We start from the raw sequence: 10,803 nt of genomic DNA, 5'->3' as shown, positions 1-10,803 counted from the left end.
TTAAGCTGGGGACGCGCAAGCCTGGGGGCGAAAATGGCGCTTTACACAATAGGTGAAGTGGCACTCCTGTGTGATATCAATCCCGTTACGCTACGGGCGTGGCAGCGACGGTATGGATTGCTTAAGCCGCAAAGAACGGACGGCGGGCACCGCCTGTTTAACGATGCGGATATTGACCGGATCCGCGAGATCAAAAGCTGGATCGACAACGGCGTACAGGTCGGCAAGGTAAAATCGCTTCTGAGCCAGGACGATCCTGATACGCAACATCTCTGGCGCGAGCAGCAGGAAACGCTGCTGAGGCTGTTGCAGACCGGCAATTTGCAGCGTCTGCGCGGCTGGATCAAAGAACAGGGTCGAGACTACCCGGCGCAAACCCTGATCACTCATCTTTTTATTCCCCTACGGCGTCGGCTTCAGTGTCAGCAAACCACCTTACAGGCGCTGCTCAGCATGCTTGATGGCGTGCTGATTAACTATATTTCCGTCTGTCTTGCCTCAGCGCGGAATAAAAACAGCAAAGATGCACTGGTGATCGGCTGGAACGTACACGATACCACCCGGCTGTGGCTCGAAGCCTGGATTGCCACCCAGCAGGGCTGGCGCGTTGACGTGCTTGCCCACTCCCTGGCCCAGCTCAGGCCGGAACTGTTTGAGGGACAGACGCTGCTGGTCTGGTGCGGCGAAGTCCCCTCCGCTTCCCAGCAGCAGCTCCTTACGGAGTGGCGCGAACATGGTTATCCCGTTTACTCACTGGGTCCAAATGCGTCGTAACGGCATTTAATGGTTCATTAACAGCTGCGCTTCACCGTATAATTGTTCCGTTAACAACAGGAGCACATGATGAAGGCAACGAAACTGGCCGTAATTACCCTTTTTGCACTGATGGCTGTCAGCGGTATCGGTGGCGTTATGCTTGCAGGTTATTCATTTATTGTTCGCGGCGGTGTTGGCTGAGGTATCCGGCCAGGCGTTCAAACAGGCGATCCACCACAATTGCCGCCAGCGCAACCAGAATCGCCCCCTGAATGATGTAAGCCGTATTAAACCCGCTTAACCCGATAATGATCGGCGTACCCAGCGTATTGGCTCCGACCGTCGAGGCGATGGTTGCCGTACCAATGTTGATTATCACGGACGTTCGCACGCCAGCGATAATCACCGGTGCGGCCAGCGGCAGTTCGACCTTCACCAGCCGCTGCCAGGCGCTCATCCCCATTCCTTCCGCTACGCTCAGCACCGATGCAGGCACCGCCGCAATCCCTGCCAGCGTCCCTTGCAGAATGGGCAACACGCCGTACAAAATCAGCGCAATGATGGCAGGCTCCTGCCCAAAACCGATCGCCGGCACGGCAATCGCCAGCACGGCCACCGGCGGGAAGGTCTGCCCCGTTGCGGCGATGGTCTCCACCAGCGGACGGAACTCCCTGCCCGCAGGCCGCGTCACCGCAATACCGGCGCCTGTGCCCAGGACGATGGCAATCACGCTTGACACTGCCACCAGCCAGAAGTGCGCCAGGGTGAGATTAACAAAGCTCTCCTGCTGGTATACCGGACGTGGCAGCCCGGGAATAAGCGCATTAAACAGCGCCGCGCTGTGCGGCATCAGGTAGAGTAAGGCGATAAACAGCCCTGTCAGCCAGAGTAACGGATCACGGACCCACTTCACGCGTCACCTCCCCCGCCAGCAGATCGCGAAAATGGATCGTCCCGCATGGTGTCCCCTGCCCGTCCGAAACGGGTAACACCTCACACTGCCGGGCGACAAACGCCGACAGGGCATCGCGCAGGCTCATCCCATCGTGCAGCGGTTCACCACCGATTTGCGCATCCTGCGGACGCAGATAGTCCCTGACGGTGCGCAGCGAGAGCAGCCTGACGCCCAGCTCGCTGCGGCCAAAAAATTCACGCACAAAATCATTCGCCGGCGAGGTTAACAGCTCAAGCGGCGTACCCTGCTGGACGACTTCGCCGTGATCCATCAGTACCAGACGATCGGCCAGCCGCAGTGCTTCGTCGATATCATGCGTCACCAGCACGATGGTGCGCCCGAGAATACGGTGGATGCGGCTCATCTCGGCCTGAAGTGCGCCGCGGGTGACCGGATCCAGTGCGCCGAAGGGCTCATCCATTAGCAGTACCTGCGGGTTAGCGGCCAGCGCACGCGCCACCCCGACCCGCTGCTGCTGTCCGCCGGAAAGCTGGTGTGGATAGCGGTCGCGAAGCGACGCGTCCAGGCCCAGCAGCGCCATCAGTTCGTCGACACGCTCATTGATCTTCCCCCGGGACCATTTTTCCAGCTGTAGCACGGTGGCAATGTTCTGCACCACCGTCCAGTGGGGAAACAGGCCGATGGACTGAATGGCGTAGCCCATACGCCGCCGCAGCTCCAGCACCGGCAGGCTGCGGATCTCCTCTCCGGCAAAGCGAATCGTCCCGCTGTCGTGTTCCACCAGCCGATTGATCATCTTCAGCGTCGTGGATTTTCCCGACCCCGATGTCCCGATCAATACCGAGAACGCCCCCTCGGCAAAATGCAGATTAAGGTGGCTTGCCGCCGGACGGCCCGCAAAGGTTTTACTCACATCATGAAATTCAATCATTGGCTCTTCTCCTGAGCAGCGCAAGCCACAGGGCAAACAGGGCATCCAGTACGACCGCCAGCGCAATTGTGGGCACGACGCCCAGCAACACCAGATCCAGCGCGCTACTGAGCAGCCCCTGGAAGACCAGTGCCCCAAAGCCGCCCGCCCCGATCAGCGCGGCAATCACCGCCATCCCCACGGTTTGCACTGTCACCACCCGCAGGCTGCGAACCAGCAGCGGAAGCGCAAGCGGCAGCTGTATTTTCCAGAAACACTGGCGCGCGCTCATCCCCATCGCATGGGCGCTTTCCAGCACGTCGGGCGGAACCTGGCTTAACCCCGCCACCACGCCGCGCACCAGCGGCAGCAGCGCATACAGCACAAGGGCAATCAGCGCTGGCGTCAGCCCGGTTCCGGCAATGCCTGCCGCGGCCAACGCAGGGAAGGATTTCACCAGACCGGCGAGGGGGGCAATCAGCAGGCCAAACAGGGCGACGGAGGGGATGGTCTGAATAACGTTGAGCACGGTAAAGACGGCGCCCTGGCGGCTGGTATGTCGGTAGCACCACATGCCCAGCGGCACGCCCAGCAGCAGCGCCGGGATCAGCGTCCCGAACAGGATCGTCAGATGTTGCGCCAGCGCGTTGTCAAATACCTCCTGGCGGTTGACGTACTCTTTTAACAGCGAGAGCTGATTCAGATCGCCGCTGAAGAGGATCAGCAGAGGGATAACCCAGAATTGCGCGTTCAGCAGCCAGCGCCAGACGGGTTGCGGCGTCAGACGGCGAATGGCATCGCTACAGACCAGCAGACAAAGTGCCAGCCACAGCCACAGCCCGCTACCAACCGACGTGCGCGCCAGCGGGCTTTCAACCGCGGCCATCTGCGTTGCCGCCTGTCCCGCGCTCCAGAACAGTACGATAAACAGCGCTTCGCTGAGCAAAAACGTCAGCCACAGGGCGGTTCGCCCCGGCCAGAAGGCTAAAGCAACAGTACTCGCCAGCGCCGCGCCCAGCAGCAGCGGCGTAAATGCCCAGATCTGCCAGAGCGCGCGCGGTTCGCCCGACACCAGACGGTTTGGCGCGACATTCACAAAAGGTAACGCGACCGCCACGATGGCCACACAGGCCAACAGCAGCAGGACGCGGTTATGGCATTTTATTGGCACAGCCTTATCCCGTTACTTCACAAGCCCTTGTTGTTTCAGGAAGTCGGCAGCCACTTTTTTGGCATCCAGCCCCTCAACGGCAATGCTGGCATTCAGCTGTTGCAGCGTTTTCGCATCCAGTTTTTCAAATACCGGTTTGAGCCATTCCGCAATATCCGGGTAGGCTTTCAGCACCGCCTCGCGCACGACCGGGGTTGGGGCGTAAATAGGCTGAACGCCTTTCGGGTCGGTCAGGGTTTGCAGGCCAAGCGCCGCGACCGGGCCGTCTGTGCCGTAGGCCATCGCCGCGTTGACGCCGGAGGTTTGCTGCGCCGCCGCCTTAATGGTCACTGCCGTGTCGCCGCCTGCCAGAGAGAGCAGCTGTGCCTGCTCGAGCTTGAAATCATAGGCTTTTTCAAACGCTGGCAGGGCATCAGCGCGCTCGATAAACTCTGCCGAGGCCGCGAGCTTAAACTCGCCCTTCTCTTTCAGGTAGCGGCTGAGATCGTCAAGCGAGGTGAGCTTGCCTTTCTCGGCGATATCTTTGCGCACCGCGATGGTCCAGGTGTTGTTGGCCGGTGCCGGCGTTAGCCAGACCAGCTTATTTTTTTCTGCGTCCAGCTTTTTGACTTTTTCGTACCCGGCTTTGGCATTTTTCCAGGCCGGATCGTTTTCATCCTTGAAGAAGAATGCCCCGTTGCCGGTGTATTCCGGGTAGATATCCAGCTCGCCGGAAGTGATGGCACCGCGCACGACAGGCGTGGTGCCAAGCTGTACTTTATTGACCGTTTTCACGCCGTGACTTTCGAGTACCTGCAAAATGATATTACCGAGCAACGCGCCCTCGGTATCAATTTTGGAACCCACCTTAACCGGCTCTGCGGCCTGTAACGGCAGGCTCAGCGCCGCCAGAAGCACCGCCGACCCTGTTATCCCCTTAATCATCGTCATTCTGCTTTCCTCATTATTTTGTGGCCTTTTTCATAGGCTTGAGAGAAAAGCGTAGCTTAAAACAGTGAATTTAACCGTTTTTCGTACAAGATGAGAGGCATCCCCCGCCAGGCGGGGGAAAGGGAGAAAGGTAAGATTATTGCAGTTCGAACTCGGCTTTGTTCACGCGGGCGGAATCCACGCCGATGAAGACGTTGAATTTGCCAGGCTCAGCATCGTATTTCATCTGCTGATTCCAGAACTTCAGCGCATTTACGTCAATCGGGAAGCTGACCGTTCTGGTTTCGCCCGGTTTCAGGTTGACCTTTTCGAAGCCGCGCAGCTGTTTCACCGGACGGCTCATGGAGGCCGTGACGTCCTGAACGTACATCTGGATCACCGTCGCGCCTTCGCGTTTGCCGCTGTTGGTCACCTCTACGCTGGCGGTCACTTTGCCGTCACGCTTCAGGGTCGGCGCCGACATTTTGACGTCAGACACCTTGAAGGTGGTGTAACTCAGGCCATAGCCAAACGGATAGAGCGGGCCGTTAGCTTCGTCGAAGTAACGGGACGTGTACTTGTTCGGCTTGTCGGCGTTATACGGACGACCGGTGTTCAGGTGGCTGTAGTAAACCGGGATCTGCCCGACGGAGCGCGGGAAGGACATCGGCAGCTTGCCGGACGGGTTGTAATCGCCAAACAGCACGTCGGCAATGGCGTTACCGCCTTCGGTACCGGCGAACCAGGTTTCCAGAATGGCGTCAGCCTGCTGATCTTCTTTCACCAGCGCCAGCGGGCGCCCGTTCATCAGCACCAGCACCAGCGGCTTGCCGGTGGCTTTCAGGGCCGCGATCAGATCGCGCTGGCTCTGCGGAATGGTAATATCGGTACGGCTGGAGGCTTCGTGCGCCATCCCCTGCGCTTCACCCACCACGGCGACCACCACGTCGGACTGCTTCGCGGCTTTAACCGCTTCGTCGAGCATCTCTTTCGGCGTGCGCGCATCCACCTTCACCGCTTCCTCATACTGGTTGAGGAAGGTCACGATGTCTTTATCGTCGGTGACGTTCGCACCTTTGGCGTAAACCACTTTTGCGTTATCACCCACGGCGCTCTTAATGCCGGTCAGCACCGTAACGGACTGATCCGCCACGCCTGCGGCGGACCAGCTGCCCATGACGTCGCGCTTGCTGTCGGCCAGCGGACCGACCACGGCAATGGTGCCGGTTTTTTTCAGCGGCAGCGTGTCGAGACGGTTTTTCAACAGCACCAGGCTTTCGCGAGCTACTTCCCGGGCTTCTTTACGGTGCAGACGGCTTTCGGCGTTGGTGTCCGCCGGGTCTGAATCCTTCGGCCCCAGATGGCTGTAAGGATCGTTAAACAGTCCCATGTCATATTTCACGTTCAGCACGTGGCGAGCGGCATCGTCCAGCTCCGCCATCGTCACCTTGCCGCTCTTCACCAGCCCCGGCAGGTATTTGCTGTAGTACTCGTCGCTCATGCTCATGTTGATGCCGGACTTAAGCGCCACGCGTACCGCATCTTCCGGGTCAGACGCCGTGCCGTGTTTGATCAGCTCTTTAATCGCGCCGTGGTCAGAAACGGTGATGCCCTTGAAGCCCCACTGGTCGCGCAACACGTCTTTCAGCAGCCACGAATCGGAGGTGGCAGGCGTGCCGTTCAGCGAGTTCAGCGCTACCATCACCGCCCCGCTGCCCGCGTCCAGCCCTGCCTTGTATGGCGGCATGTAGTCGTTAAACAGGCGCTGCGGGCTCATGTCGACGGTGTTGTACTCTTTACCGCCCTCCACCGCGCCGTAGGCGGCGAAGTGCTTGACGCTGGTCATCACCGAGTAACGATCTGCCGGACTTTTGCCCTGCATCGCTTCCACCATGGTTTTGCCCATCGTGGCGGTTAAATACGTGTCTTCTCCAAAGCCCTCCGAAGCGCGGCCCCAGCGCGGATCGCGGGAGACGTCAACCATCGGCGCCCAGGTCATGTTCAGGCCGTCGTCTGCGGCTTCATATGCCGATACGCGCCCGACGGTTTTCACCGCATCGAGGTTAAAGGAGGAGGCTAAGCCGAGGCTGATCGGGAAGACGGTACGCTGGCCGTGCACCACGTCATAAGCGAAGAACAGTGGGATTTTCAGGCGGCTCAGCTCCATCACCTGATCCTGCATCTTGCGGATATCCTGGCGGGTAACGGTGTTAAAAATGGCTCCTACCTGCCCGTCTTTGATCATCTCGCGAATGGCTTCTTTCGGGTTATCCGGGCCGACGCTGATCAGGCGCAGCTGGCCGATTTTCTCATCGACCGTCATTTTTTTGAGTAAATCCGTGACAAAGGCGTCGCGGGCTTCGGGCGTGAGCGGGTGATTACCAAACAAATCCTCTGCCAGCGCAGGTTGCAGCGCCAGGCTGACGGCGACACCTACAGAACATAGCCATTTCATGTTGTTATTCTCTCTCATCAATAACCGCGGGAAGCACCCGGCCAGACCGTGCGAAAAGCGCAGTGTGCCACAAAGCCTGAAAACCTTGCAGGGTTATTCTCTGATTTTTCTCATGAATACCCGACCGCTCAACGGCTAATCGCGCTATGCTTTACAGCGAGAAATTTGCCCCACCACAAGGAGTGGAAGATGTCTTCTGTTCGAACTGACGATAACACTACATTTATTAACGAACTGTCGCGCCTGGTTGGTCACTCTCACCTGCTTACCGACCCGGCTAAAACCGCCCGCTACCGCAAGGGCTTCCGCTCCGGTCAGGGCGAGGCACTGGCGGTGGTCTTCCCCGGTACGTTGCTCGAACTGTGGCGCGTGCTCAGCGCCTGCGTTGCGGCAGACAAGATTATTTTAATGCAGGCTGCTAACACCGGCCTGACTGAAGGCTCCACGCCGAACGGCAACGATTACGATCGTGACATCGTGATTATCAGCACCCTGCGCCTCGACAAACTGCACCTGCTGGACAAGGGCGAACAGGTACTCGCCTTCCCCGGCACCACGCTCTACTCGCTGGAAAAGGCGCTTAAGCCGCTGGGTCGCGAACCGCACTCGGTGATCGGCTCGTCGTGCATTGGTGCCTCGGTGATCGGCGGGATCTGCAATAACTCCGGCGGCTCGCTGGTGCAGCGCGGCCCGGCCTACACGGAGATGTCGCTGTTTGCCCGTATCGATGAAAACGGCAAGCTGACGCTGGTTAACCATTTGGGGATCGATCTGGGCGTAACGCCAGAGCAGATCCTCAGCAAACTTGACGATGACCGCGTGAAGGACGAAGACGTTCAGCACGATGGCCGTCACGCGCATGACCACGATTACATCACCCGCGTGCGCGATATCAATGCCGATACACCGGCGCGCTATAACGCCGATCCGGATCGCCTGTTTGAATCCTCCGGCTGCGCGGGCAAGCTGGCCGTTTTTGCGGTGCGCCTCGATACCTTCCCGGCAGAGAAAAAGCAGCAGGTGTTTTACATCGGCACCAATCAGCCGGAGGTGCTGACGGAGATCCGCCGTCATATTCTGGCCGAGTTCACTCACCTGCCGGTGGCGGGCGAGTATATGCACCGGGACATTTACGACATCGCCGAGCGCTACGGCAAAGATACCTTCCTGATGATCGACAAGCTCGGCACCGACAAAATGCCGTTCTTCTTCACCATGAAGGGCCGCACCGATGCGATGCTGGAGAAAGTGTCGCTCTTCAAGCCGCACTTCACCGACCGCTTTATGCAGAAGCTGGGCAACGTCTTCCCGGCGCATTTACCGGAGCGGATGAAGACCTGGCGCGACAAGTATGAGCACCATCTGCTGCTGAAAATGGCCGGGGACGGAATTGACGAAGCGCAGAGCTGGCTCACCGAATTCTTCAAAACCGCCGACGGGGATTTCTTTGCCTGCACGCCGGAAGAAGGCAGCAAAGCCTTCCTGCATCGTTTCGCCGCGGCGGGTGCCGCTATCCGTTATCAGGCGGTGCATTCCGAAGAAGTGGAGGATATTCTGGCGCTGGATATCGCCCTGCGTCGCAACGATACCGAGTGGTTTGAACATCTGCCGCCGGAGATCGACAGCAAGCTGGTGCATAAGCTCTATTACGGCCACTTTATGTGCTATGTCTTCCACCAGGATTACATCGTGAAAAAAGGGGTTGATGCACACGCGCTGAAAGAACAGATGCTGGCGCTGCTGCACGAGCGTGGCGCGCAATATCCTGCCGAGCACAACGTGGGACACCTGTATAAAGCGCCGGAGACGCTTAAACAGTTTTATCGCAAAAATGACCCTACAAACAGTATGAACCCCGGCATTGGTAAGACAACGCGGAAGAAATACTGGAAAGAGAGTGCCGAATCAGAGCAGCACAATACGCAAGCCTCTGATGAACTCATATAGCCAAATTTAAGAGATTGTTAAGCTCTCCTCAAACGTACTAGAGTATCTGCCTGTTGCCAGAGAAACGTTTCTCTGGCTTTCCAAACAAGGAGCGGGCAGAACATGTCGGCTGTAGAAACTTTCCCCGAAACTGAAATCGAGGTGCGCGACGCCCTTCCTGACGATGCGCATGCCATCTCGGCGATATACGCCTGGCATGTGCTTCATGGCCGTGCGTCCTTCGAGGAAGTTCCCCCCACCGTCGATGAGATGCGTCAGCGGATGAAGAGCGTGACCGACAGCGGTTTACCGTGGCTGGTTGCGCTGTATCGCGGCATTGTTGTCGGCTACTGCTACGCCACGTTTTATCGTCCACGCCAGGCTTATCGCTATACCCTTGAAGAATCCATTTATGTGGATGCCAGCACCACTGGCCGCGGGTTTGGCTCGGCCTTACTCCAGGCACTGATCGCCCGTTGTGAACAAGGACCGTGGCGGCAGATGATTGCCGTGGTCGGCGACGGGCAAAATAACCCCGGGTCGTTGCGGCTGCATAAAAAGCACGGTTTCGAAATTGTGGGTCAGCTCAGAAGTGTGGGATATAAAAAAGGCGACTGGCGGGACACGGTGATGATGCAGCGCCCGCTCAACGACGGGGACTGGACGCTGCCGGAATAAACGCAGTGCGGTCTGGTGCCCTCACCCCGGCCCTCTCCCACAGGGAGAGGGAGAAAACATAAAAAACGGTAACATGCGTTACCGTTTTGCTTTTTCCTAATCGTTCTGCGCCGTCGCCATCTGTTCCGCTTTCTGCTTTTTATACGCCAGCGCTGAAGCCGGCACCGGCTGCACTTTCCCGGTTTCAATCCAGGTACGCAGGCGGCTGGCATCCGCGAAGTGGGTATATTTGCCGAAGGCGTCCATCACCACCAGCGCCACTGGCTTACCGTTAAATACGGTGCGCATCACCAGGCAGTGTCCTGCCGCATTGGTGAATCCGGTCTTGGTTAACTGAATATTCCAGTTATCGCGATACACCAGATGGTTAGTGTTGCGGAACGGCAGCGTATACGCCGGGTTCGAGAATGTCGCCATCTCCTCACGCGTGGTGCTGAGCTGACCAATCAGCGGGTATTGCTTACTGGCGATCAGCAGCTTTGTTAAATCACGCGCCGTCGAGACGTTATGGATCGACAGACCGGTTGGCTCCACGAAATGGGTATTTTTCATCCCCAGCGCTTTGGCTTTGGCATTCATCGCGCGGATAAACGCGTCGTAACCGCCAGGATAATGGTGGGCAAGGCTCGCCGCCGCGCGGTTCTCTGAGGACATCAGCGCCAACAGCAGCATATTTTTACGGCTGATTTCACTTTTCAGACGCACGCGAGAGTAGATCCCTTTCATCTCTGGCGTGTGGCTGATATCCACTTTTAGCTTTTCGTCCAGCGGCAGTCGTGCATCAAGCACCACCATCGCGGTCATGACTTTGGTTATGGAAGCGATCGGGCGCACCAGATCCGGATGACTGGCGTAGATCACCTTGTTGGTATTCAGGTCAACGATCATCGCGCTGCCGGACGCAATCTGGGGTTGCGCAGCAGCGGTGGCGACTGCGGTCGTTTTGGCGATGGCTGGCGCGGTAGCGGAGACGCCCAACAGCAGCGCAAGACTAAGGAGTGACACTCGAAATTTCAGCATGATGAGACTTCTGATAATGATTCACGCACGTTATGACGTACACCGCCTGTGTCGACGGATAA

At 58.1% G+C, this 10,803-nt stretch carries 10 protein-coding genes; 4 read left to right on the top strand and 6 right to left on the bottom strand.

Annotation, left to right across the window (positions count from 1 at the left end; translation table 11 throughout):
• The first annotated feature begins 33 nt into the window (after nucleotides 1-33).
• Together mlrA and ACOTXL_RS05030 are read left to right on the top strand one after the other, a co-directional pair.
• Nucleotides 34-774: an HTH-type transcriptional regulator MlrA gene (gene mlrA / locus ACOTXL_RS05035; protein WP_045350289.1), complete on the top strand. Its 741-nt coding sequence runs from the start codon at nucleotides 34-36 to the stop codon at nucleotides 772-774.
• A 69-nt stretch (nucleotides 775-843) separates the two neighbouring features.
• The gene (locus tag ACOTXL_RS05030) at nucleotides 844-957 is read left to right on the top strand and encodes a protein YohO (protein ID WP_022648678.1); all 114 of its coding nucleotides are present in this window, start codon (nucleotides 844-846) and stop codon (nucleotides 955-957) included.
• Here ACOTXL_RS05030 and ACOTXL_RS05025 read toward each other — a convergent pair.
• The 5 genes from ACOTXL_RS05025 to bglX all read right to left on the bottom strand — a co-directional run bounded on the left by ACOTXL_RS05025 (nucleotide 932) and on the right by bglX (nucleotide 7,117).
• A complete protein-coding gene (locus tag ACOTXL_RS05025) occupies nucleotides 932-1,669 on the bottom strand; it encodes an ABC transporter permease (protein ID WP_003859277.1) in 738 nt (245 codons plus the stop codon). The genes ACOTXL_RS05030 and ACOTXL_RS05025 overlap by 26 nt on opposite strands.
• The gene (locus tag ACOTXL_RS05020) at nucleotides 1,653-2,603 is read right to left on the bottom strand and encodes an ABC transporter ATP-binding protein (RefSeq protein WP_045350247.1); all 951 of its coding nucleotides are present in this window, start codon (nucleotides 2,601-2,603) and stop codon (nucleotides 1,653-1,655) included. The genes ACOTXL_RS05025 and ACOTXL_RS05020 overlap by 17 nt, the downstream gene beginning before the upstream one ends.
• Entirely contained in the window at nucleotides 2,596-3,753 is a 1,158-nt protein-coding gene (locus ACOTXL_RS05015) for an ABC transporter permease (protein ID WP_032659553.1), read from the bottom strand. Before ACOTXL_RS05015 ends, ACOTXL_RS05020 begins: the two co-directional genes overlap by 8 nt.
• Before the next feature lie 12 nt (nucleotides 3,754-3,765).
• Entirely contained in the window at nucleotides 3,766-4,683 is a 918-nt protein-coding gene (gene osmF, locus ACOTXL_RS05010; RefSeq protein WP_032659558.1) for a glycine betaine ABC transporter substrate-binding protein OsmF, read from the bottom strand.
• A 136-nt stretch (nucleotides 4,684-4,819) separates the two neighbouring features.
• Nucleotides 4,820-7,117: a beta-glucosidase BglX gene (gene bglX / locus ACOTXL_RS05005; RefSeq protein WP_023324962.1), complete on the bottom strand. Its 2,298-nt coding sequence runs from the start codon at nucleotides 7,115-7,117 to the stop codon at nucleotides 4,820-4,822.
• Nucleotides 7,118-7,306: 189 nt separating this feature from the next.
• Here bglX and dld point away from each other — a divergent pair, with 189 nt between their 5' ends.
• Both dld and ACOTXL_RS04995 read left to right on the top strand, forming a co-directional pair.
• A complete protein-coding gene (dld, locus tag ACOTXL_RS05000; RefSeq protein ID WP_003859288.1) occupies nucleotides 7,307-9,064 on the top strand; it encodes a D-lactate dehydrogenase in 1,758 nt (585 codons plus the stop codon).
• Between the two features lie 102 nt (nucleotides 9,065-9,166).
• Nucleotides 9,167-9,721, top strand: coding sequence for a GNAT family N-acetyltransferase (locus tag ACOTXL_RS04995; protein WP_003859289.1), 555 nt, complete (start codon nucleotides 9,167-9,169; stop codon nucleotides 9,719-9,721).
• Nucleotides 9,722-9,817: 96 nt separating this feature from the next.
• On the opposite strand, the gene pbpG is transcribed toward ACOTXL_RS04995, so the two are convergent.
• Nucleotides 9,818-10,741, bottom strand: coding sequence for a D-alanyl-D-alanine endopeptidase (pbpG, locus tag ACOTXL_RS04990; RefSeq protein ID WP_003859292.1), 924 nt, complete (start codon nucleotides 10,739-10,741; stop codon nucleotides 9,818-9,820).
• Between the last annotated feature and the right edge of the window lie 62 nt (nucleotides 10,742-10,803).

The sequence above is a fragment of the Enterobacter cloacae complex sp. IR5402 genome (genome assembly GCF_049238125.1).
GTDB lineage: Bacteria > Pseudomonadota > Gammaproteobacteria > Enterobacterales > Enterobacteriaceae > Enterobacter > Enterobacter hormaechei_C.
This window is presented reverse-complemented; position numbering and strand designations above follow the sequence as displayed.